Source organism: Saccharopolyspora gloriosae, assembly GCF_014203325.1.
In the GTDB taxonomy this organism is placed as follows: domain Bacteria; phylum Actinomycetota; class Actinomycetes; order Mycobacteriales; family Pseudonocardiaceae; genus Saccharopolyspora_C; species Saccharopolyspora_C gloriosae.
This window is the reverse complement of sequence record NZ_JACHIV010000001.1, coordinates 4,065,782-4,089,445: the sequence shown is the minus strand read 5'-3', so window position 1 is coordinate 4,089,445 and position 23,664 is coordinate 4,065,782. Positions and strand designations below refer to the sequence as shown.

The window sequence follows — 23,664 nt, the reverse complement described above, 5'->3', positions numbered from 1 at the left end:
GGCGTCGCTCCGCGCCACCGCTGGGTCGACCCGCCGGGCGCGCGGGGCCGTTCCCGTTGCACTGCAAGGCGGCAACGGTGCAACGGCTCCGTGCGCCGTGGACCGACGAGAGAGGGGACGGGGACATGAGTCCCACCGATCTGGGCACCGCGCTGCGACCGCTGGCCGGCCCCGGGCTGTACCACGGCAACGCGTTCCACCTCACCGGGCTTCCGGTGGGCGCGACGGCGCGGCTGATCCGCAGCAGGCGGGCGGAGACCGAGCTCGCCGCGCGGCTGGGCACCTCTGCGGGCGTGGGACCGCACATCGATCCGCAGGACCTGCGCGCGGCGTTCGAGTCGCTGGGCGACCCGGTGCACCGCCTGATCCACGAAGTGCTGTGGCTGTGGCAGGCCGATGACGCGGTGCCCCCGGAACTGGCCGCGTTGTCCGATCGCGGCGCGCAACTGCGGTTGCACCGCGAGGCGATGGAGGCGGAGCCGTCCCGGAACGCGCTCGACGCGGACCGGCTCGACGAGATGTGGCGGCGCGGTCTCGCCGCGTGGGCGGAGGTCCTGTCCTCCGAACGGCTGTGGGACTGGGCCACGGCGAGAGTGGGCGAGCTCGACGATCCGCGGCTGACCAGGGGCACCGTGCGCAGGCTCCGGGAGTCGCTGCCGGTGCACATCGTCGCGGTGCACGCGGCGCTGACCGCGCTGGCCGTCGAATCCGGGGACGAGGACGCGGACCGCTTCGTGCGGTTGGCGGACGAGTCCCCGTTCGACGACGACGTCGTCGAACGAGGGTTGCGCCAAGTGACCCGGGTTTGCGAACAGGGCATCCGGCAGGCGTGCGAGGCGGCGCAGCGGGCCACCGCGGCGGATGCGGCCGAGTCGGCTCGCGAACTGCTGGACCGCACGGCGGTGCAGCTGCGGGTGGTGGCGACGATCCTCACCGACCGCGATCCGCTCGTGCCCGCCTTGCGCGACGAGGTGGCCGCCGCCGCGAACAAGGGCGCGGTCGTGCACTACGAGCACAGCGGCGGCTGCGGACCGGTGCTGGGCGTGCTGCACCGTGCTCGGGAGCTGGCGATGGATCCCGCGACGATCGAGCTCATCGACTCCAACCTCGCGGTGGTCGGACGCGACCCCCACCTGCTCGCGGTGGCGGCGCTGTGCGAATCGGGCCGGGTGGACCGCGCCGCCGGCTACCTGCGGGCCCTTGCTCGGCGCCTCCACGACGAGCAGGAACGGGAACGGCTCGTCGAGCTGCTCGCCGACGGGACGGAGCCGAGGGCCCCGGTGGAGCGGGCGCCGGGTGACGGATGGCTGGGGCCTTTCGCCGGTCTCGGCTGGGTCGGCACCAGGCCCGGTCGTGAAGCCGGGACCCACATCGCGACGCACGTGCTGGTGGTGCCGTGGCTGATCCTGATCGTTCCGCTCGCCGCTTACGAGCGGGATTCGCACTACTTCTACGCGAAGGTCCCGCTCAGCACCTTCAGCCGCTGGTGGCGGCGGGGGATGGGGGTGCTCGGCGCCGTGGGGGCGACGTGGGCCTTCGGGGCGGTGGTCGCACTGCTGATCCTCGGCGCGGTCGCGGCGGGCCTGCTGGTGCGGCGGTGGCACCTGCACCGCTGGTTGCGGGAACAGCGGACCGGAGCGGAATGAGGGGCGACGTGGTGTTCAGCATGCGCGGGAACATCCGGCAGCGACGGTTCCCGCCGGAGTTCCGCATCGAACCGGCGGCCGTGGCCGCCGAACCGGCCCCGTCGACGGCGGCGCCCGTGGTCGCGCCAGAGCAGGCCGTGGAACCGCAGGCCGTCGTCGACCTGACCGACCCCGTGCTCGCCGAGGTCGTGACGCACCTCTGGCGCACCACGCGGAAGGTCCTCGGCGACGGCACCGAACCGGACCGGTCGCGACGCCCGGGCGTGCGCCACCTGCGCGCGGCGTGGGAAGCGCTGGCGGCGGCCGGCATCGAGGCGCACGACCACGACCGGCTCGACTTCGACCCTGGCATGGCGCTGGACGTCTCGGCGTACGAGCCGAGACCCGGGATCACCAGGGAAGTCGTGGTGGAAACGGTGCGGCCGTCCGTTTACCGGGCCGACCGCTGCATCCAAGTGGGACAAGTGATCGTCGGACGACCGAAGGGAGACAACGAGCGATGAACCGGACGATGATCGATTTCGGCATCGACCTCGGCACCACCAACAGCGCGATCGCGGTGGCCGGGGGAAGCGATGCGGCGGTGGTGCGCAACAACCACCACCGCGAGTGCACGCCGTCCGCGGTGTACGTGAGCCGCACCGGCAAGGTGTACGTGGGCGACATGGCCAAGGACCGCGTCGCGGCGGACCCGGAGAACGCGTGCTCCGAGTTCAAGCTGCAGATGGGTGTGCAGGGCAGCGGCAAGACGTTCGAGGCGGCGCAGCGGACCATGTCCCCGGAGGAGCTCTCCGGCGAGGTGCTGAAGTCGTTGCGCGGCGACGCGCAGAAGGCCTTCGCCGAGGCGATCGGGTCCGCGGTGATCACCGTGCCCGCCGCGTTCGAACTCGACCAGAACGACGCCACCCGGCGTGCCGCCGAACTGGCCGGGCTCGGTTTCGCGCCGCTGATCCAGGAACCCACCGCCGCGGCGTGGGCCTACAGCGCGGGAGAGGCCCCGCAGCGCGCGTTCTGGCTGGTCTACGACCTCGGTGGCGGTACCTTCGACGCCGCCGTGATCAAGGTGGACGACGGCGAGTTCGTGGTGGTCAACCACGCCGGGGACAACTTCCTCGGCGGCAAGCTCATCGATTGGGCCTTGGTCGACGAGGTGCTCATCCCGGCGGTGCGCGAATCCGGGTTGACCGGTCTGACGCGGGACGACCCGCGTTCCGCGGGCAACGTCGCGAAGTTGAAGGCCGCGGCGGAGAGCGCGAAGATCCAGCTCTCGAACACCGACTCCGTCGACGTCGTCGTGGAGCTCAAGGACGATCAAGGCGCCGACCTGGAGTTCGCCTGCGAGCTGACCCGCGCCCAGGTGGAACGGGTGGCCCGTCCGCTCTACGTCCGCTCGATCGCCCTGTGCCGGCGGGCGCTCGACGAGAAGGGGCTCGGACCCGGTGACGTCGAACGGGTGCTGCTCGTCGGCGGCGCGACGCTCGCCCCGTCGCTGCGGGAACTGCTCGCCGATCCGGTCGAGGGGCTGGGGATCCGCTTGGACCACAGCCAGGACCCGGTCACGGTGGTGGCGCGGGGAGCTGCGATCTTCGCGGGCACCCAGCGGCTGCCCGCGGCGAAGGACCGGCCGGTGCCGCCGGGACAGGTGGCGCTCGACTTCGAGTACGAACCCGTGGGACCGGACACCGAACCGCTCGTCGGCGGGCAAGCTCGCGCCGAGCGACCGCAGGAATGGGCGGGCAGCACGATCGAGTTCGTCGACGCCGCCGCGCGCCCCGCGTGGCGCAGCGGGCAGATCGCGCTCACCGCCGAAGGCGCGTTCACCACGCGGTTGCGGGCGGCGGAGCAGACCACCACGACCTTCGCTGTGGAGTTCCGCGATCCGCAGGGCACCCTCGTCGACACCGATCCCGCTGAGATCGGGTATCGGCACGGCACTGTCGGCAGGCCGCCGGTGCTGAGCCATTCCGTCGGGGTCGGGCTCAGCGACAACGACGTGGCGTGGCTGCTGCAGAAGGGAACGGAACTGCCCGCGAGCCGACGGGTGGTGCTGCGGACCGCGGTCGACGTCCGGCGCCACAGCGACGCCGGGCTGATCCGGGTCCCGCTCGTGGAGGGGGAGCGGGAACGCGCCGATCTCGACACGCTGATCGGCGGCCTGGACATCCGGCCCGACGAGGTCCGCCGCGACGTGCCGGCGGGTTCCGAGATCGAGGTGTCGCTGCGCATCGACCGGAGCTTCAGCCCGCGCGCCGACGCGTACGTGCCCGTGCTGGACGAGGAGTTCGAGATCGAAGTGGACCTGGGCCGCACCCGGACGACGGATGTGGCGCTGCTGCGCCACGAGTACGACCAGCTGGACCAGCGCCACCGGAACCTCCGGCAGGAGGCCGCCGAGCTGGAGGCGCCGTCCGCGCTGCAGCAGCTGGACCGGCTCGCGGAGGACGGCGCGCTCGCCGAGATCCGGCGCCTGGTGTCCGCGGCCGAGGTCGATCCGGACGCGGCGCCGACCTGCGCGTCGCGGATGCGCGACGCGGAGGCGGTGCTCGACGACGTCGACGACGACCTGGAGCTGCCGAGGACGATCAGCGAAGCCCGGTCGTTGCTGGAAACGGTCCGCGATCTCGTCGCCAAGGCCGGCAACGATGCGGATCACCTGGACTTCCGCGCCGCCGAGGCGGCTTTGACCGCGGCCGTCAAGGTCGGTTCCCAGACGATGATCCGCCGCCAGATCGAGGCGCTGCAACGGATTCTGCGACGCATGTTGGAGAACGCGGGCGTGCTCGACGCCGTGGTCTTCGGTCAGTTCGAGCGGGAGTTCGCCCAGCACGCCGACCGCGACGTGCAACGGCTGCTCAAGGACGGCAAGAGGTACCTGGCCGGGGAGGACGCGCACGGCCTGCGGACCGTGCTCGCGGAGCTCCGGCGCAGGCTGCCCGAAGGACCGGCCGGCCGGACCGGGCACGGGAGCACCGTCACGGGAGGCACGCGGTGGTGACGGCGACGGAGACCGACGTCCGGGACCGGGAGTCGCGCCTGGCGCATGCGAACCGGCTCGCCCGCGCCGGCCGGTACGCGGGCGCCCGGCACGTCCTGGCGGAGCTGGGCGGCCGGGACGCGACCGACCCCGACGTGCTCGACCTGCTGGCGCGGATCTGCGCCCAGCAGGGCGAATTCTCGGAAGCCGACGAGTGCTGGTCCCGCGCGCAGGAGTTCGGCGACGGCTCGCCCGCAGCGCGCGACGGCAGGCGGCGCATCGCCGAAATCCGGGACCGCGGGCGATCGGGAGCGGGCAGGCCGGTGCTGTGGGCGGCGGTCGTCGCCTGCTTGGCCGCGTCGGTGACGGGCGGTGCGCTGGTCGTCCGGGACGACCGGGCTGACGCGGAAGTGCTGGCAGGCCTGTCCCGCGCCGAGGACGCGCAGCGCGACCTGCAGGACCGGTTCGCCGATCTGCGAACGGAACTCGCCGGGACGGTGCCGGGGCGGCAGCGGTCGCTGGACGAGCTGCAGGCCGAACTGTCCGGGACCTCGCTGGTGCTGGAGCGCGACGGGGACGTGCTGACCGCGGTGTTCCCGATCGGCCTGTTCTCGCGGACGGTCGTCCTCTCGGCGGAGGGGGAGGCCGCGCTCGGTGAACTCGCCGGGCACCTGCGGCGGTTCGGGTCGGAGGTGGACCTGACGGTGGTCGGCCACGTCGACGGCGTGCGGGTCTCCGACGACGGCCGGTACGACGGCAACATCGAGTTGGGGCTGTCCCGCGCGAAGGTGGCCGCGGAAGCGCTGGTCGCGGGCAGCGGCATCCCGCCGTCCGGAGTCGCGCTGACCAGCGCCGGCGCCGCCCGACCACCGCACCCCGGCACCACCGCCGAGGGCCGGGACCGGAACCGGACGGTGACGCTGCGGATCAGCCCGAGTCGGCGGTGACGACCTCGGCGCCCGGCGTTGCGCACGTCGACTTCCGGGGGGGGCGGGAGTTCGTCGGTCCAGCGCGGGATTCGCCCGCGAGCCGCCACCGACCGGCCGTTCGCACCTGCTCGGCGCTGCGCCGAGGCGATCATCCGCCGAGCAGGTCGAGGCCGCCGTCCGCCTCATCGCAGTACGAGGGTCGCCGGGCCGCGGAAGGTCGGGTTGTCCCGCCAGCGCAGCTCCTGCACCGCCACGTCCGGCAGCGCGCGGGCGAACGCCGTCACCGTGGAAGTGGCGATCGCCCGCGCGAGCGGGGCGCCGATGCAGAAGTGCGGTCCGCCGCCGAACGCCAGGTGATCGCGGCGGGCCGGGCCGTGCGCCGGGCAGCGGGTGGGCATTCCGGGCGCGGCGAGGACGTCCTCGCCGTGCAGCGCGACCATCACCAGCGCCCCGGCGGGGATCTCGGCGTCGCCGAGCGGGACCGGCCGCAGCGCGAGGCGCGCGACGTGCCCGACCGGGGCGAACAGCTCCAGCGCCCGCTCCACGACCGCGTCGGCCTCGGCGCCCGACGGATCGGCGGCTACCCGGTCGGACAGGCCGTTGGAGACCAGGTACCACAACGCGAACCCCACCAGCCCGGACGTCGTCTCCATGCCGCCGAACAGCAGCATCGACGCCGTCGCCAAGCGCTCGGCGGGATCGCCCGGCGCGACGGTGGGCATGGCGCCCGGTACGTCGAGGACGGACGCCGCCATCTCGTCGAGCGCGGCCTGCGCGGCGCGGGCCCGGTCCGCCCGGTAGGACGTCGCGAGGAACGCCGACACCGCCCGCGCCCAGTCGTTGAGGCGCTCGTGCGCCACGCCGTCGAGGTCGAGCAGCGCCGCGATCCCCCGCGCGGCCACGACGTCGGCGATCGCGGGCACCACGTCGCCACCACCGGCGGCGGCGCACCGCCCGACCGCCGCGTCGGCGATCCCGGTGAGGACGTCGTCGAGCTCGCGGATGCGCCGGGTCGCGAACAGGTGCGCCACGGCCTGGCGCCGCTCCCGGTGCGGTTCGCCGTCGAGGGTGACGAACCAGCGGCGCAAGGCGTCGAGCAGCGGCGCGCACTCCGCGCGCACCTCGGGCGGCAGGAACGCGACGGTGGCCGCCTCCAAGGTCTGCGCCGACAGCGCCGGATCGCGCAGCGCGCGCCGGACCAGCTCGGGGTCGGTCACCACCCAGCAGTCGAACGTCTCGTCGTAGCGCACTCCGGGGACGTTCACGGCCGCCTCCCTTCCAAGATCTCGCCGATGCGCGGGCCGACCGTGAGCATCGAGTGCGGGCGCATCATCTCGTTGTGCCCCACGTCGAACAGGTGGCCGCGGACCTCGCCGTCGACCAGCGGCTGCCACAGCGCACGGCCGTCCGGCACGGGGCCGTACTGCGGGCGGTCGGCCTGCAGGTGCTCGACGGTGCCGCGGAACACCGGGTCACCGAAGGTGGCCGCGATCGGGGCGGCGTCCTCCATGCAGCGGCGCAGGCCCGCGACGACCTCGTCGTCGAGCCGGACGTCGGTCAGCGGGGCGGCGGCGCCGAGCGTCGTGAGGTTGCCGATCGCGTTGCGCTGGAACTCCGCGACCTCGTCGTCGGTGAACTCGTCGACCGGGCGCTCGTAGCCCGCCGCGTGCGACGGCGGGTACGAATCGACCAGCACCAGGCTCTCGACCTCGTCGCCGTCGTCCTGCAGCGCGCAGGCCACGGCGAACGCGATCAGCCCGCCGAGGGAGTAGCCGAGCAGGCGGTACGGGCCCGACGGCTGGGTCTCGCGGATCAGCTTCGCGTAGTCGCGCACCAGGTCGGGCGTGGTCAGCGGCGGGGCGCCCGGGTCGCCGAGGCGCGGGGACTGGATGCCGTGCACCGGGATCGCGGGGTCCAGGTACGGCAGCAGGTGGGCGTAGGACCAGCACAGCCCACCGCCCGGATGCATGCAGAACAGCGGACGCCCGCCGTCGCCGGGGCGCAGCGTCAGCAGTCGCCGCGTCGCCCCGTCCTCGGCGCGGCCGTGCACCCCGGTGACCAGCCGGGCCACCCCCGCCGCGGTGGGTGCGCCGAACAGGGACCGGACGCCGAGTCCGACGCCGAGCTCGTCGCGGATGCGCCCCACCAGCGTCGCGGCCATCAGCGAGTGCCCGCCGAGGTCGAAGAAGCTCTGGTCCGGTCCGACTTCGGGCCGCCCCAGCACTTCCGCGAACAACCGGCACAGGGTGCCTTCGACCCCGCCGGTCGCGGGCCGTCGCACCGGCGCCACCGGCTCCGGTGCGGGAAGCCGGTCCCGGTCGAGCTTGCCGTTCTCCGTGCGGGGCAGCTCGGGCACGGTGACGATCTGCGCCGGAACCATGTAACCGGGCAGGCGACCGCGCAGCTGTTCGCGGAGTCCGGCGCCCAGCTCGGCGGACCGCGGGGCGACCGGGGTGTTCGCCGTCGCGCCCGCCCCCGCGAGCACCGCGGCGGGCGGCGGGTTCCCCTCGCGGTGCACCAGCACGTCGACCGCGTGCGCGTCGTCCGCCGCGAAGTCCACCCGCCCCAGGTATCCGCAGGCTTGCGCGGCGGCCAGCAGGTCGACCGGCTCGACCGGATCGCGCCGGTCCGGCGGGGCCGGGTCGGTTCGATCGCGAGCCGCGCGCACTCCGGCGGTGCGGGCGAGATCCGCCGCGAGGCGCCCGTTCGGAACGCCGCGCAGCACCACCGACGGCGCCCCGGAGGCGCGCAGCGCGGCCTGGAAGGAGGCGGGCCCGTCGACGTCGGCATCCCACCGCAGCCGCACCGGGTCCGGGTCGCGGAGCGCGTCGTCGGTGGAGAGCACCACGTCGTAGCGGTAGCGGCCCATCTCGGTGGTGCCGCTGTGCTGCAACGCGCTCTCCGCGCGGATGAGCACCGGGCTCGTCGACACGAGCCGGTCGAACCAGGCCGGTTCGAGCAGCAACTCCGATTCCGCGGCGCGGGCCCGGTCGGCCAGCGCCGCCAGTTCCGCGTCCGGCGGGGTGGGCTCGTCGGTGTCGGCGGCGCGGCGGACCGCCAGCGCGTCGTGGAACAGCGGGGCCAGGCCCCACCGGCGCACGTCACCGACCACGATCCGGCCGCCGGGGGCGAGCAGCGCGGCCAGCCCGTGCAGCACCTCGGCGAGGTGCTCGGCGTCGGGCAGGTACTGCACCACGGAGTTGACGACGATCGTGTCGAACCGGCCCGCCGGCAGGCCCGAGAAGTCGTGCGCGGGCTGGCAGCGCAGCACCAGCTTGTCGGAGACCTCCGGCAGGTCGGCGCAACGCCGGGCCACCAGGTCCAGCGCGGCGGCGGAGATGTCGGTGGCCCAGTAGTCGTCGCACTCCGGGGCCAGCTCGGTCAGCAGCAAGCCTTCGCCTACACCGACTTCGAGCAGGTGGCGCGGTCGCAGTTCGCGGATCCGGGCGACGATCCCGTCGCGCCAGCGCCGCATCTCCCGAACGGGGATCGCGCTGCGGTCGACGCTGTCGGACCAGCCGTGGAAGGCCTCCGCTCGGCCGGGCGCGGAACTGTCGTAGAGGCCGTCGAACATGCGCTGCCAGCCGCCGGTGTGCGCGTCCGGGTCGGCGGCCGTGCGGTGTTCCACGACGTAGCCGATCAGGCGGGCGTCGGCGCCGCGGTCGCCGTGCACCGCCACCGCCGCTCGCGACACCCGGGGGTGGGCCATCAGCGCCGACTCGATCTCGCCGAGCTCGATGCGGTGGCCGCGCAGCTGCACCTGGTCGTCGTCGCGGCCGAGGTGCTCCAGCTCGCCGGTGTCGCGGCGGCGCACCACGTCACCGCTGCGGTACATCCGGCTGCCGTCGGCGGCGAACGGGTCGGCGACGAACCGGGCCTCGGTCAGCTCCGGCCGGTTCAGGTAGCCGGCGGCGACACCGGTCCCGGCCACGTGCAGCTCACCGGCCACGCCCGGCGGCACGGGACGGCCGTCGCCGTCGAGGACGTGGCCGTGCAGGTGCGCCAGCACCGTCCCGATCGGCAGCGGGCCGGTGCCGTCGGCCTCGGCGGCGGTGATCTCCTGGCCGCTGACGAACACGGTGGTCTCGGTGATGCCGTAGACGTTCCAGAGCCGAGCGCCGGTGCCGGGCGGCCGGGCGAACCAGCGCGACACCAGCTCGCGGTCGAGGGCCTCGCCGCCGACCAGCACCCAGGCGAGGTCCGCCGCTTCCGGGCCGTGCGCCGCGGCGTCCAGCAGCGCCGCCAGCGCGGTCGGTGTCTGGCTGAGCACCTGCACGCCTTCCGCCGCCAGCAGGCTCAGCAGCAGCGCCGGATCGCGCCGTTCGGTGTCGGTGGCCAGCACGACCCGCCCGCCGGTCAGCAGCGCGCCCCAGACCTCCCAGACGGCGAAGTCGAACGCGAACGAATGCGTCGACGCCCACACCGCGCCCGGTCCGACCGGGAACCAGCCGCTCGCGGCGTCGAGCAGGTCGAGGACGTTGCGGTGGGAGGTGACGACCCCTTTCGGGGCGCCGGTCGATCCCGAGGTGTAGATGACGTACACGGGATCGTCCACATCGGACGGTTCGGGCGCGGCACCGGGACCGGGCGGCGCCGGGTCGAGCGGGTGGCCCGCCGGATCGATCAGCACCGCCGGGAGTTCCGGCCCGGCGTGGTCGGGATCGGTCGTCACCACGGCGACGGGCGCGGCGTCGGCGCACACGAACTCCCACCGCGACCGCGGCCCGCCCGGCTCGACGGGCAGGTACGCCGCGCCGCAGCGCACCACGGCCAGCGCCGCGATCACCATCCCCGCCGATCGGGGGACGACGACCGCGACCCGCCGCCCCGGACCGGCGCCCAGCCGGGCCAGCCGCTCGGCGAGGACGTGCGCGGCGCGGTCGAGTTCGCGGTAGGTGGTCGTGACGCCGTCGCACACCACGGCGATCTCATCCGGCCGGGCCGCCGCGACCTCGTCGAACGCGGCGGTCAGCGTCCGGGCCGGACCCACCGGCCGGGGAGCGGGCGGGGCGGTGAGCACGGCGTGCTCCCGCGCGGTGGTCAGGCCGATCTCCGCCAGCGGCCGCGCCGACGCCGCCGGGTCGCCGACGACGTCGAGCACCCGTGCGAGCAGCGCGCCGAGGTCGGCGCTGGTGCGGGTGCGGTCGGTGCCCGGACCGGTGAGCGTCTCCAGCAGCATCTCGTCCGACGACACCATCCGGCCCCAGAACGAGGGCACGTCGACCGCGCTCATGACACCGCGGTCCTCGCGCGCCAGGCACGGCCCGAACGCGACGTCCACGACGGGCGGCAGCACGTTGAGCTGGGCGTCCACCCGGCCGGACAGCCGGCCGCGCCCACCGCCGTCGCGCACCACCTGCTCACCCCGGTAGCGCTGGTGCTCCAGCGCCGCGACCAGTTCGGACTGGGCCAGCGCGACGAGCTCGGCGACGTCGTGGACACCGCCGAGGTCGAGCGCCACCGGCACGATGTTCGACACCATCCCCGGCGTCTCGGCCTGCTCGGGGACGCGGGCGGCGACGGCCAGCCCCACCCCGACGACGTCGCGACCGGTGAGCCGTCGCACGAGCAGCCCCACCGCCGCCAGCAGCACCGCCGTGCGGCGCACCCGCAGCGCCGAGGTGACGCCCCGCAACCTCCCGATGACGTCGGGGCCGAGCACGTGGCGGGAGTAGGAGACCCCGACGGCCGGGTCGGGTTCGGACAGCGACGGCAGCACCGTGAGCCGGTCGAGCCAGTACCGGCGGTCCTGCCCGTGCTGATCCGAAGCGCGGTACGCGGCGTCGACGGCGACGAGCTCGGCCAGCGACCCGCCCCGGCCGGCGCGCACGGTCCCGCCGTCGGCGAGGTCGGTGTAGATCTCCGCGAGCCGCCGCAGCACCAGCGTCATCCCGGTGGCGTCCGAGGCCACGTGGTGGAAGTCCAGGTAGAGGTGGTGGTGCTCGGGTCCGAGGCGGAACAGCACGGCGAAGAAGACCTCACCTCGGGTGGGGTCCATCGGCACCGCGAGCCGCTCCTCGATGCCCCGGTGGGCGTCGGCGGTGGTGGCGTCCGCGCCGAGGTCGACGACCTCCAGCACCGGCCCGGAACGGGCGCCGACGGTCTGGACGGCCGAGTCGCCGTCCTCGACGATGCGAATCCGCAGCGCCTCGGTCTCGTCGACGACCCGGTGCAGGCTCCGTTCGAGCAGCGCGACGTCGAGCGGGCCGTCGATGCGGGTGCTCGCCCCGGTGCGGCAGCGCGCACCGGAACCGTCGAGCCGGTGCAGCAGCCACACCTCGTGCTGCCCGGCGGTCAGCGGCAGCGAGTCCGGCGCGGTGTGCTGGGCAACGGTGTCCCGCGGCGACGACGTGACGTCCATGGCGGCTCCTTCGGCTGGCGGGCGGCCCGATCTGGGGGACGCGGCTCGGTCGGCGGGATCGGTCAGCGCGGTAGCAGGTCGTCGACCAGCCGCGCCGTTCCGGGGGCGCGCAGCAGGTCCTGGTACGGGGCCTCGCACTGCACGACCCGGCCGACCAGACCGGGGCGTTCGGCGGCGGGGAACGCGTCGAGGCCGTAGCCGTCGGTGGCCGAGTTCAGCGCGGTCGCCGAGGACCACAGCGGTCGTACGTCGAACTCGGTCGCGGCGGCGAGCCAGTGCAGGTAGGCGGCGAGGACGTCGGCGAGCTCGGTGCTGCGCCGCCCGGTGAGACCGGCCCGGCGGCACGCGGGCGGCAGGATCTCCGCGCACAGCGCGCCGAGCCCGGCGGCCAGCTCCAGCGGCCCGGCCGCGTCGGCGTCGACGGCCCGCCCGGCGCGGACCGACTCCTCGACCTCCTCCGGGGTGAGCAGCGCGGACAGCCGGGTCGTGGCGAGTTCGGCGAAGTAGTCGATGACCATCGCGCGGTCGGCCCGGTCGGGGTCGAACAGCACCAGCTCCGGCGGGTCCTGGAAGCGGGAGATCTCGCGGTGCATCGCACCGGCGTAGACGCTGCCGCTGCAGAACCCGAGCACCGCGCGCACCGGGCGCCCGGCGGCCCGGATCTCGGCGACCCAGGTCTCGACGTGGTCCTGCCCGCCCGTCCCGGCCGTCGGCCCGCCCGGTGGGGGCAGGGTCTCCCACGTGGTGTGCGCGGTGTTCAGACCCGCCACGAGCTCGGTGAAGTTCGCCGCGGGACGTCCCGCCATCGCGAAGTCCGCCGCGACGACGAGCCCGTCACCGCCCGCGCGCAGGACCGCGTGCACGCGCGGCGTCACCGGCCACCCGCCGGTGTCAGCGGCGACGGCCCGGTGGTCCACGGCCGGTCGGAGCCGGGGGAGGTCGGCACGGCCAGGCCGCGGGTCCGCCCGGCCCCGGCGAACACGGCGTCGTAGGCCGTGGGGTCGGTCGCCGACGGCGTGACGAAGCAGGCCCGTCCCAGCGCGGCGGCGGCGTCGACCACGTCGGCGTGGTGCATCCCCGGTCCGGGCGCGTCGGCGCCGGATCCGGTCGGCAGCGACCCGGGGTCGACGGGAGCCTCCGCGGTGAGCTCCCGCAGCCGGTCCAGGGCCGCCGCGATCGGGGTCAGCTCGGGTCTCGGGATGCCGGTGATCGCGGTCGGTGCCGAGCTCGCCGCCGCCCGCTCGGCCAGCGCCGCCGCCGGGGCGCCGTCCCACGGGGTGCGCTCGACCTCGGTCGGGTCGAGCAGGTCGTCGGCGCGGTGGTGCAGCCGCACGTCGTAGCGGAACAGGTTCATCTCGATGGGACGGCGGCCCGGTTTGAGCCGGACGTCGGCGGACAGGCCGTGCTCGGCGGCGAACGCGGTGAAGAAATCGGGGTGCACGACCAGTTCCCGGTCCAGCGCGGCCGAACCGGACAGCTGCTCGCGCACGTCCCCGGCGCTCGGGACCTTCGACGTGGCGCGCAGCCGGTTCGCGACCACGCACAGGTGGTGCAGGTCGCGCAGGTGCAGGCCGGGCACGTCCCCGATGAACACCGCGCCAGCCGGGGCGCTCACCTCGGCCATCCGGGCCAGCGCCCGCCGCAGGTAGTCGGCGCCGGGGAAGTGCTGGATCACCGAGTTGACCACGACGGCGTCGAACGAGCCGAGATCGCCGATCCCGTCGGCGTCGCGCACCGCGAACTCGGCGCCCGCCCAGCCGCCGAGCCCGGACCGGAGCCGGTCCACGCCGCGCGGCGAGATGTCGGTGCCCGCGTACCGGTCCACGTGCGGCAGCAGTCCGCGGGCGATCAGGCCGGTTCCGGCGCCGACGTCGAGGACGCTGCGCGGGTGCAGCGCCAGCACCTGCGCGACGGTGCCGTCGATCCACTCGATCACTTCGGCGTCGGTGTAGTTCTCGCCGCTGAGGCCGCTGCGGAATCCCGCGAAGTCCCGGTCCGGGCGGTCCCCGACGTGCCGGTAGACGGCGTCGTAGATGCCGGTCCACTGGGCGAGGATGCGTTCCTCGCCGGTGGGGCCGGTGTCGGGTCGGGTGCCGATGGGGTCGGTCATGCGTCTGGCCCTCCGGGAGCGTTCGGGTCGGAGCGGTCGCGAAGCCGCCGCGCCAACCCGCGGATGGTGGGGTCGGAGTAGAGCTCGGTGGTGGGCAGGTCGGGGTCGAGCCGCTGCACGATGATCATCGCGGCGAGCGAATCACCGCCGGAGGCGTGGAATTCGCTGTCGCGGCCGAGCGGTCCGGTGCCCAGCACCTGCTGCCACACCTGCGCGACCCGGTGCTCCCACTCGTCGCGGGGCGGCTCACCGGTGCCGGTCGGTTCCGGGGCGGGCGCGGTGGCCAGCGCCCGCCGGTCGACCTTGCCGTTCGGGCTCAGCGGCAGCGCGGCCGGCCACGCCCAGGCTGTGGGCAGGAACGCCGCGGGCAGGCTCCGCGCGGCGTGCGCCCGCAACTCGTCGCCCGCCGGAGCAGGCCCGTCCGCGCGCACCACCACGTGCGCGGTCAGCTTCCCCGCGGGCGCGGCCACCGCGCAGGCCACCACGGCGGGATGGGTGAGCAGCACCGCTTCCACCTCGGCGGGTTCGATCCGCACCCCGCCGATCTTGAGCTGGGCGTCGATCCTGCCGAGCAGCTCCAGCTCCCCGTCGGGGTGCAGCCGCGCCCGGTCGCCGGTGCGGTAGAGCCGCTCGTGCCGGACGGGGCCGAAGGACCAGTCGGTGAAGCGGTCGGCGGTGCGCTCGTCGTCGCCGACGTAGCCGGTGGCCAGGCCCGCGCCGGCCAGGTGCAGCTCTCCCGGCACCCCGGCGGGCACCGGACGGTGGTGCTCGTCGAGCAGGTAGGCGCGCTGGTTCGCCATCGGACGGCCGTACGGGATGCTCGCCCGGCCGGGATCCGGCCCGGACCCGGGAACTTCGTGCACCGTGGAGTGGATCGACGCCTCCGTGGCGCCGCCGAGCGCGACGAACCGCAGCCGCGGGGCGAGGGCGCGCAACCGCGCGGGCAGGTCGGTGCCGACCCAGTCCCCGCCGAGCAGCGCCAGCCGCAGCGAGTCCAGGCGGGTGCCGGTCCGCTCGGCCCGCTCCACGAGCCGTTCCAGCAGCGCCGGCGCGGAGTTCCACACCGTGATCCGGTGCCGCAGCACGAGTTCCACCCAGTGCGCGGGGTCCCCGGCCCGCTCCGGTTCGGGCAGCACGACCGCGCCACCGGCAACCGGCAGGCCGAGGAATTCGAACACCGACATGTCGAAGCCCGGCGCGGACAGCGCCAGCGCGGAGTCGTCCGGGCCGATGCCGAACCGGGTGCCGAGGTCGACGAGGTTGTTGAGCACTCCCGCGTGGCGCAGCTCGATGCCCTTGGGGCTGCCGGTGGTGCCGGAGGTGTGGATGACGTAGCAGGGATCGTCCGGCTCCGCTCCCGCAGGGCCGACCGGAGCGTGTTCGGCGCCGGGGTCGAGGCGGATCTCGGGGACCGACGCCGAACCGGGCAGCCCGGCCGTGCCGTCCCCGATGACGACGGCGGCACAGCCCGCGCCTTCCAGCGCGGAGCGCAGCCGGGCCTGCGGGTGCGCTGGATCGAGCGGCACGTAGGCGGCTCCGGCGCGCAGCACGCCGAGCACCGCCACCAGCAGCTCCAGCGACCGGTGCAGGCACACGCCCACGCGCACGCCACGGCGCACCCCCGCGGCGCGCAGCTGCGAGGCCGCGTGGTCGGCGGTGGCGTCGAGCTCGCCGCGGGTGACCCGCCGAGCACCGTCGACGGCCACGACTGCCGTCGGGTCCCGGCGTGCCACGGCGGCCACCGCTTCGTGCAGCGTCGGGCCGGGCAGCGGCAGGTCGGTGCGGGTTGCGTTCCAGGCCACGAGCATCGCGTGCAGCTCGTCGGCGGAGGACACCGGCAGCGCGGACACCGGAGCGCCGGGTGCAGCGGCGGCGCCGTCGAGCAACGTCGCGAACTGCTCCACGAGTCGGCGCGCGGTCGGAGCGGCGAACACGGCGGCGTCGTAGTCCACCGCGACTCGCGGGGACGCACCGCCGATCAAGCGCAGGCACAGTTCGTCGGTGGTGCCGGGCCACGGTGCGTCCGGTGCCACGATCGCCACGCCCGTGCCGGGCGAGGCCGCGGTCATCGGCTCCTGCTCGGCGGAGATCCGCGCGACCAAGGTCGTGAACGGCAGGTCCTCGTCGACCTCGACGGCGACGATCCGAGACGGATTTCCCGGGCTGTGCAGGGTGAACGCCCGGTGGCCGTAGCCGGTGCAGCGCGCCAGCAGGGCCGCCGCCGCGGCGACGAGCACGGCGTCGGTACCGGCGCCGGTGGCTCGGGCCAGTTCCCGGACCGCCTCGGCGGGCAGCGGCCGGGCCGGTTCGCCGCCGTCGACGCGCGGGGCGTCCGGGTCACGACGCCGGTCGGCCGGGAACCGGACGGCGGTCGCCCCGGCACCGGGTTCCGGCGCGGCCGAGCTCGCGGTGCCGGGATTCCGCCCCATCATCGGACTCCTTCCGGCACGGGCCGACCGGGCAAGGGGAAGGACCGGGTCAACTCCCGCACTTCGGCGCGGATTTCGTCGCGCACCACCGGGTCGAGCCGGTACCGCGTCGCATCGACCGGCTCCGCGCACCGCAGCACGCGGTCGAGCAGCCCGGCGCACCGCGCCATCTCCGCCGGTCCCATGCCGCGGCGGGCGAGCACGTTGGTGCCGAGCCGCAGACCGCCCGTCACGGTGGGCGGTGCGGTGTCGCCGGGTACGGAATTGCGGTTGGCGAGGATGCCGCACTCCTCCAGCGCGCGTTCGGCCACCAGCCCGGACGGGCCGTCAGGACGCAGGTCGAGCATCACCATGTGGGTCTCGGTGCCGCCGGTGAGCAACCGGTACCCGAGCCCCCGCAGGGCCGTGGCGAGCGCCGCCGCGTCGTCGAGCACGAGACGCGCGGTGCGCTCGAACTCCGGCCCCCGCGCCCGGTCGAGCGCGCGGGCCTTCGCCGCGATCGCCGCCGGAGCCGGGGTGCCCTGGGTGCCGGGGAAGACCGCTCGGTCGATCAGCCGGGCCAGCGAAGCGCCGCCGGGTCCGGGGCGGTCGTGGTCGCGGCCGAGCAGGATCAGGCCGCCCCGCGGGCCGTCGAGCTGCTTGTAGGTGCTCGTCGTGGTGACGTGCGCGACGTCCACCGGATTCGGGTGCAGCCCGGCGGCCACCAGCCCGGCGACGTGCGAGATGTCCGCGAGCAGGTAGGCGCCGACCTCGTCGGCGATCTCCCGGAACCGCACGTGGTCGATCCGGCGCGGATGCGCGCTGGCCCCGGCCACGATCACGCCGGGCCGGTGCTCGCGCGCCGCGCGGGCGAGCGCGGCGTAGTCGATGCGGCCGTCGTCGCCGACGCCGTAGGACACCGGCCGGAACCAGCGCCCCGTGACCGACGCCGGGGCCCCGTGGGTGAGGTGACCGCCCGCGTCGAGGCGCAGTCCTAACAGGACGCCGCCGACCGGCAGCAGCGCGGTGAGCACGGCGAGGTTGGCGGCGGAGCAGGAGTGCGGCTGGACGTTGGCGTGGCTCGCGCCGAACGCCGCGCGCGCCCGCGCGACGGCCAGCCGCTCGACCGCGTCGAACCCCTCGGCCCCGGGGTGGAAGCGGGAACCGGGGTAGCCCTCGGCGGTCACGTCCGACAGCGCCGCCGCCCCGGCGGCCAGCACCGAGGCGTCCGCGACACCGGCCGAGGCGACCAGCGACAGCGTCTCGTCCTGGCGGGTCAGCTCGTCTTCGAGCAGCCCGGCCAGTTCCGGGTCCTCGGCGCGCAACCGGGTGGTACCGGTGCTCAGCACGGCGAATCCGGCGCCGGGGCCGGGTCATCCGCCGTCGCGGCCCGCACCCGCTCACCCAGCCGGGCCGGGGTGGGGCACTCGAACAGATCGGCCAGCGGCAGGTCGGCGCCGGTGAGCTCCTGGACGCGTTCGAGCATGACCAGCCCCAGCAGCGAATGCCCGCCGTGGACGAAGAAGTTGGAGTCGGCGTCGAGGTCGTCGTGGGACAGCGTCTCCCGCCACAGCGCCAGCAGAACGGACTCGAGGTCCTCGGTCATGTCGGCTCCTTCTCTCTCACCAGTCGTGCGGTGGTGCGCGCCGCCTCCGGCGTGCGCATCAGGTCCTCGTGGGAGACGTCGAGGTGGACGGCGTCGGCGACGAGCCCGGCGCGCTCGGCGGGCGAGAAGCCGAGCAGGCCCGAGCCCGGCGTCGACGAGTTGATCGCCGAGGCCGTCGTCCAGGACGGCCGCGGGCGCAACGACCCGGCGCCCGCCAGCCAGTGCAGGTAGGAGGCGGCGACGTCGAGGTAGTCGGCGGTGCGGGCGGCACCGAGCCCGGCGTTCGCGCACGCCGGTTCCACGACCTCGGCGCACAGCGCGACGAGCCGCTCGGCCAGGGTCGTGAGGTCGTCCTCGGTCGCCGCGGCTTCTGCGGCGGCGAGGGTGTCCGCGGCGCCGGGCGGTGCGAGCGCGGCGAACCGGGCGACGACTTCGCGGTGGAACGCCAGCATCGGGCGCGCGTCACCGGGTTCGGGGTCGAGCAGGATCAACCGGGTGGGCTGCGACCGGGAGATCTCCGCGGCCAGCGCGGCGGCGTACACCGCCCCGGTGCAGAACCCCAGCACCGCGCGGACCGGGCGCCCGCTCGCGCGGACGGCCTCCGCCCAGCGCGCCACTTGCGCGTCACCGTCCGGCGAGCCGGCCGGTGGTGCCGGTGCGCTCTCCCAGACGGTCGGCCCGTCACCGGTCAGCGCGACGAGGTCGGCGAACGTCGCGATCCGCCGTCCCGCCGTGGCGAAGTCGCAGGCCAGCACGAGTTCGGAGCCGGGGCCGTCGCGCAGCGCGGTCCAGGCCGGGCTCATCGGTGGTGCTCCGCCCCGAAGTCGATCTCCGCCGCCGGCGCCACGTGGCAGCGGGCCGCCGCGGACAGACCGGGGAACACGTGGTTGTGGTGGGCGACGACCCGGTCCGGGGGCAGCACCCCGCCGGTCGCGGCGGTGGTGTGCCCGTCGCCGGGAACGAGGACGTCGAACGCGCCGCTCAGCGCGGCGCGCACCGTGGAGTCCACGCAGTACTCGGTGCTGAACCCGCCGATCACCAGCGTGCTCGCGCCTTCCGCGCGCAGCAGTTCGTCGAGGCCGGTGCCGACGAACGCGTCCGGCGTGTCCTTGACCAGGACCCGTTCCGAGCGGGTCGGCGGGATCGCGAGCTCCCATCCCGGCCGATCCGGTCCGAAGCCCGGCTCGCGGTGCTGGATCTGCACCACCGGGGCTCCGGCGCGCACCGCTCGATCGCGGAGGCCGGTCAGCACCTGGACGGTCGCGGCTCCGTTGAACGCCGATTCCACGTACTCGACTTGGAGGTCCACGATCACCAGCGCCCCTCCGAATTGCACGAGGCACCTCCTGTTTTCGTCGCGGATCCCGGAACAAACAAACGGCACCGAAAGCCATTTCCGCGTCGACCCATCTCGCCGCAATGGAAAAGAAGGGGAAATCCCTCACGAGTGATCCGGGCGGAGCGAGTCTTATAGTGTAAAAAGACTGTTAAATCCACTCGATGATGACGGTGGAATATGCCGAGGTGACGTGTTAGTGTGCCATTCGCGGCGCGAAAATTGATTCTCGAAATGTTTGCGGAAATGAATTCCGACGCATGTGGCCGAGTGCGGCCCGGGAGGTCGTCAATGGGTGTCGGAGTAGTGGGAACGGGTTCCCACGTACCGCCGCGGGTCGTCGACAACGCCACCGCGGGAGCACCCGCCGGGGTCGACGACGAGTGGATCCGGCGCAAGACCGGCATCCGCGAGCGGCGCTACGCCGAACCCGGCGACGCCACCTCCGACCTCGCCGTCGCCGCGGCCCGCCGCGCGCTGGAAGCGGCGGGCACCGACGTCGCCGACCTGTCCCTCCTGGTCGTCGCGACCTCCACGCCGGACTCCCCGCAGCCGCCGACGGCCGCGGTCGTCGCCCACCGGCTCGGCGCGCCGCAGCAGGTGGCCGCCTTCGACCTCAACGCGGTGTGCAGCGGTTTCGTCTTCGCCCTCGACTTGGCCCGGCGCTACGTCGCCGGCGGCGGCACCGCCCTGGTGATCGCCGCCGAGGTCTACTCCCGCGTCATCGACCCCACCGATCGGCGGACCGCGGTGCTGCTCGGCGACGGTGCGGGCGCGGCGGTGATCGGCCCGGCGGCCGACGACCGCAGCGTGCTCGGCGTCCGGTTGTCGTCCTACGGCGAGCTGGCCGGGGTGGTGCGGGTCGAGGCGGGCGGCAGCCGGATGCCGACCAGCGCCGAGACGGTCGAGGCGGGGCTGCACCACTTCCGCATGGACGGCCGCGAGGTCGTGAACTTCGTCCGCGGCCGGGTGCCGCCGGAGGTGGACCGGCTGCTCGCGGACCTGGACCTGACCAGGGGCGACGTCGACCACGTGATCACCCACCAGGGCAACGGGCACCTGATCCGGACCTTGGTCGACGACCTCGGCCTCACCGGCGCCCGGTTGCACACCACCGTCGAGCGCTACGGCAACACCGGCGCCGCCTCGGCGGCGATCACGCTGGACCAGGCGCGTCGCAGCCCCGGCGTCGAACCCGGGTCGATCGCGCTGCTGGCTACCTTCGGAGGCGGAATGTCGGTGGCCGTGGCTCTGCTGCGCTTCTGATCGCGCGCGCTGTGAATGCGCTTTCGCGCTGTGCGCCGATGCCGGGGGAGTGCCGCCCGATCGATTTTGACGACGCGGATCGGCCGGTCATCTCACCATTCGGACATTCGCGGTTCGGGTTCGAGTGCGGCGATGCCGGAAGGGGCTCGCCCTCATTCGTCCGGAAGGACCGAGTGCTGGATTCGGGAATGTGTTCGCCGAGTAATCGTCCGGTCGCCCGCGGTCGCGATTCGATTCGCCGAGAACGGGCAGGGCGGAGCATCGGAAGTGCGAACCACCGGTGAATTCCCCGTGCGCGATGCGCCGGCACGTCATCTCACGGGTGCGAGCCGTCGGGTGATCTCGGCGGAGCTCTCCACCGGTGCGATCGGCCGGGTGATCTCGGCAGCGGACTCCACCGGCGGGATCGGGCGGGTGATCTCGTGGGGGCGCACGGGCTCGATCGGCAGGGTGCGCTCGCAGGGGTGCTCCGCGAGCGGGATCGGCCGGGTGATCTCCCCGCAGCCCTCCGCGGGCTCGATCAGCCGGGTCGCCCCCTCCTGGTCGTCCACCGGCCACGGCTCGTGGAACGGTTCCGGATCGTCGACCGGCCACAGGTCGTCGAGCGACTCGTCCACCGGCCACTCGTCGAGCTCGTCCGGCCGCCCCGGCTCGTCCGGCGGCTCCGCCTCGTCGCGCGGCTCCTCGACCCCGGCCCGCTCCTGCAAGCGCCGCAGCGGCCCCGGCGCCCACCACGCGGCGTCGCCGAGCAGCCGCAGCACGGCCGGTACCAGCACCATCCGCACGACGGTGGCGTCCAACGCCAACGCCAGCACCATGCCGACACCGATGAACCGCATCATCAGGATGCCCGAGGACGCGAACGCTCCGGTGACCACGATCAGCAGCAGCGCGGCGGCGCTGATCATCCGGCCGGTCCGGCCGAGCCCGGTCCGCACCGCCTCCTCGGTGGTGGCGCCGCCGGCCCGCGCCTCCACCATGCGGGACAGCAGGAACGCCTCGTAGTCGGTGGACAGGCCGAACACCACGGCCGCCATGAGCACCACCACGCTGGCCTCCAGCGGTGACGGCGTGACGCCCAGCAGCGAAGCGCCGTGCCCGGCGTCGAAGACCCAGGTGAGCACGCCGAACGTCGCCGAGAGGCTGAGCGCGCTGACCACCACCGCCTTGACCGGCAGCAGCACCGATCCGAACGCGAGCAGCATCAGCACCGCGGTCGCGCCCACGATCAGCAGCGCCATCCACGGCAGCCGGTCGGCGGTGGCCTGCAGGCTGTCGGCGTTCGCCGCCGTCGGACCGCCGACCAGGACCAGGGTGTCGGCCGGTGGCGCCAGCGCCCGGAGGTCTTCGACCGATCGGACGGAGCGGTCGCTGAAGGCGTCCTGCTCCAGCGCGGCGTTGAAGACGACGACGTTCTCGTGCGCTCCCGCGGGTCGCAGCTCGCCCACACCGGCGACGTCGCCCGCCGCGGACCGGAAGCCTTCGACGTCCTGCGGCGGGGGCGGGGCCGTGCCGTCGCCGCGCAGCACGATCCGCACGTCGTCGTCGCTCATCGCGGGGAACTCGCGCGCGACCGACTCGACGGCCTGCCGGACGGGATCGTCGGCGGGCAGCATCGCTTCGTCGGGGCTGCCGAACCGCACGTGCAGGAACGGCGCCCCCAGCGCCAGCAGCACCACGACGATCGGCACCGAGGTGAGCAGCGGTCGTGCCATCACCCGGTCCGCGAGCCCGCGCCAGCCCCGCCCCTCGGACCCGTCGCCCGCGGCCCCGCGGTACCAGGGCAGCGCGAGCGCGTCCACCCGGTGTTCGAGCAGGCCCAGCAGCGCGGGCAGCAAGGTCAGCGAGATCGCCGCGGCCAGCGCCACGGCCGACATCCCGCCGTACGCCAGCGAACGCAGGAAGTCCTGCGGGAAGAACAGCAGCCCCGACAGCGCGATGATCAGCAGGGTGGAGGAGAAGGCCACCGTGCGCCCGGCGCTGGCCACGGTGCGCCGCACCGCCTCGGCGCCGCGTCGGCCCTGGCCCAGTTCCTCCCGGTACCGCCCCACGATGAACAGCCCGTAGTCGATGGCGAGGCCGAGGCCGAGCAGGCTCGCCACGTTCACCGCGAACACGTTGACGCTGGTGAACAAGCTGATCAGGTGGAGCAGGCCGAGCGAGCCGAACACGGCGAGCCCGCCGACGAGCACGGGCAGGCTCGCGGCGACCACGCCGCCGAAGATGAGCACCAGCAGCACCAGCACGACCGGCATGGACACCGCTTCGGCCCTGGCCAGATCCGCGGTCGCCCGCTCCTGCAACGAGGCCTGCATGGGCGTCTCGCCCGCCACCTGCGTCGACACGCCTTCGACCTGGAGCAGTCCCGCGATCCGCTCGTAGGAGCGCAGCTCGGCGTTCGCGTCGTCGCCGGCCAAGTCGATCACCGCCAGCGCGACCTGCTTGTCCTGGGTCGCGAGCTCCGGCACCGGCGTGCGCCAGTACGACCGCACCCGGGTGACCGCGCCGGGAGGGAGCGCGTCCAGCCGCGCGCCGATCTTCGAGGCCATCTCGGGGTCGTCGACCGTCCGTCCCGGCGGGGCCGTGTAGAGCACGAGGACGTCGGCGGCTTGCTCGCGCAGCGCGGCGTCCCCGACCCGCTCCGCCCGGGTGGCCTGGCTGCCGGGGTCGTCGTAGCCGCCGTGGCCGAGGCGGTCGAACACGCCGAGGCCCCAGACGCCGCCGGTGACCACGGCGAGCAGCACGAGGAGCAGCACGGGCAGTCGGAACCGGTGGGCGGCCGCGCCCCAGGACACGAACACGGACCCTCCTTCGTCGGCTCGCTGCCCGGACGCGGCGCCGGTGCCGCCCGAGTCGGCGTCGTCCGCCGATCCCTCGGCGCACACCGAGTGAACATCGTTCACTCAGTTGGCGGCGAGAACAACGTGTCGCCGCACACCAGGCGCCCGACGGGGCGGTCTTCCCCGCAAGACGCAGGTCCGCCCGTGGTCGAGGGGACCACGGGCGGACCTGGGGGATCTACCGGACT

General features: G+C 74.5%; 15 protein-coding genes. 5 read left to right on the top strand and 10 right to left on the bottom strand.

The genetic code is table 11. The features are described from left to right. Nucleotides 1–125 precede the first annotated feature (125 nt). Genes BJ969_RS18000 through BJ969_RS30855 form a run of 4 tightly spaced genes read left to right on the top strand, consistent with a single transcriptional unit; the run spans nt 126 to nt 5,567 of the window. Nucleotides 126–1,646: a hypothetical protein gene (locus BJ969_RS18000; protein WP_184480203.1), complete on the top strand. Its 1,521-nt coding sequence runs from the start codon at nt 126–128 to the stop codon at nt 1,644–1,646. Nucleotides 1,647–1,666: 20 nt separating this feature from the next. Beyond that, nucleotides 1,667–2,149 (top strand): hypothetical protein, encoded by a 483-nt coding sequence (locus tag BJ969_RS17995; protein WP_184480200.1) that lies wholly within the window; start codon nt 1,667–1,669, stop codon nt 2,147–2,149. After that, nucleotides 2,146–4,641 carry an Hsp70 family protein gene (locus tag BJ969_RS17990; RefSeq protein ID WP_184480198.1) on the top strand — a complete coding sequence of 832 codons (2,496 nt, stop codon included), beginning with the start codon at nt 2,146–2,148 and terminating at the stop codon, nt 4,639–4,641. The genes BJ969_RS17995 and BJ969_RS17990 overlap by 4 nt, the downstream gene beginning before the upstream one ends. Further along, nucleotides 4,635–5,567: an OmpA family protein gene (locus BJ969_RS30855; RefSeq protein WP_184480195.1), complete on the top strand. Its 933-nt coding sequence runs from the start codon at nt 4,635–4,637 to the stop codon at nt 5,565–5,567. The genes BJ969_RS17990 and BJ969_RS30855 overlap by 7 nt, the downstream gene beginning before the upstream one ends. 164 nt (nt 5,568–5,731) lie before the next feature. Here the strand turns inward: BJ969_RS30855 and BJ969_RS17980 are convergent, their stop codons facing one another. The 9 genes from BJ969_RS17980 to BJ969_RS17940 all read right to left on the bottom strand — a co-directional run bounded on the left by BJ969_RS17980 (nt 5,732) and on the right by BJ969_RS17940 (nt 19,370). Further along, a complete protein-coding gene (locus BJ969_RS17980) occupies nt 5,732–6,814 on the bottom strand; it encodes a cytochrome P450 (RefSeq protein ID WP_184480192.1) in 1,083 nt (360 codons plus the stop codon). Further along, the gene (locus BJ969_RS17975; RefSeq protein ID WP_184480190.1) at nt 6,811–11,910 is read right to left on the bottom strand and encodes a non-ribosomal peptide synthetase; all 5,100 of its coding nucleotides are present in this window, start codon (nt 11,908–11,910) and stop codon (nt 6,811–6,813) included. Before BJ969_RS17975 ends, BJ969_RS17980 begins: the two co-directional genes overlap by 4 nt. Before the next feature lie 62 nt (nt 11,911–11,972). After that, nucleotides 11,973–12,785 (bottom strand): hypothetical protein, encoded by an 813-nt coding sequence (locus BJ969_RS17970; protein ID WP_184480187.1) that lies wholly within the window; start codon nt 12,783–12,785, stop codon nt 11,973–11,975. After that, nucleotides 12,782–14,020 (bottom strand): class I SAM-dependent methyltransferase, encoded by a 1,239-nt coding sequence (locus tag BJ969_RS17965; protein WP_184480184.1) that lies wholly within the window; start codon nt 14,018–14,020, stop codon nt 12,782–12,784. Before BJ969_RS17965 ends, BJ969_RS17970 begins: the two co-directional genes overlap by 4 nt. After that, nucleotides 14,017–16,449 carry a non-ribosomal peptide synthetase gene (locus BJ969_RS17960; RefSeq protein ID WP_221315866.1) on the bottom strand — a complete coding sequence of 811 codons (2,433 nt, stop codon included), beginning with the start codon at nt 16,447–16,449 and terminating at the stop codon, nt 14,017–14,019. The genes BJ969_RS17965 and BJ969_RS17960 overlap by 4 nt, the downstream gene beginning before the upstream one ends. Then, on the bottom strand, nt 16,449–17,777 hold the full coding sequence (locus BJ969_RS17955) for a serine hydroxymethyltransferase (RefSeq protein WP_184480177.1): 1,329 nt from the start codon (nt 17,775–17,777) through the stop codon (nt 16,449–16,451). The genes BJ969_RS17960 and BJ969_RS17955 overlap by 1 nt, the downstream gene beginning before the upstream one ends. Beyond that, a complete protein-coding gene (locus tag BJ969_RS17950) occupies nt 17,771–18,034 on the bottom strand; it encodes a phosphopantetheine-binding protein (RefSeq protein ID WP_184480174.1) in 264 nt (87 codons plus the stop codon). Before BJ969_RS17950 ends, BJ969_RS17955 begins: the two co-directional genes overlap by 7 nt. Continuing rightward, a complete protein-coding gene (locus tag BJ969_RS17945; RefSeq protein WP_184480171.1) occupies nt 18,031–18,837 on the bottom strand; it encodes a hypothetical protein in 807 nt (268 codons plus the stop codon). The genes BJ969_RS17950 and BJ969_RS17945 overlap by 4 nt, the downstream gene beginning before the upstream one ends. Next, a complete protein-coding gene (locus BJ969_RS17940) occupies nt 18,834–19,370 on the bottom strand; it encodes an isochorismatase family protein (RefSeq protein WP_184480168.1) in 537 nt (178 codons plus the stop codon). Before BJ969_RS17940 ends, BJ969_RS17945 begins: the two co-directional genes overlap by 4 nt. A 291-nt stretch (nt 19,371–19,661) precedes the next feature. Between BJ969_RS17940 and BJ969_RS17935 the strand changes: the two genes are divergently transcribed. Next, a complete protein-coding gene (locus BJ969_RS17935; protein WP_184480165.1) occupies nt 19,662–20,636 on the top strand; it encodes a 3-oxoacyl-ACP synthase III family protein in 975 nt (324 codons plus the stop codon). A 311-nt stretch (nt 20,637–20,947) separates the two neighbouring features. Here the strand turns inward: BJ969_RS17935 and BJ969_RS17930 are convergent, their stop codons facing one another. Further along, nucleotides 20,948–23,521 carry an MMPL family transporter gene (locus BJ969_RS17930; RefSeq protein WP_343071467.1) on the bottom strand — a complete coding sequence of 858 codons (2,574 nt, stop codon included), beginning with the start codon at nt 23,519–23,521 and terminating at the stop codon, nt 20,948–20,950. Nucleotides 23,522–23,664: the final 143 nt, after the last annotated feature.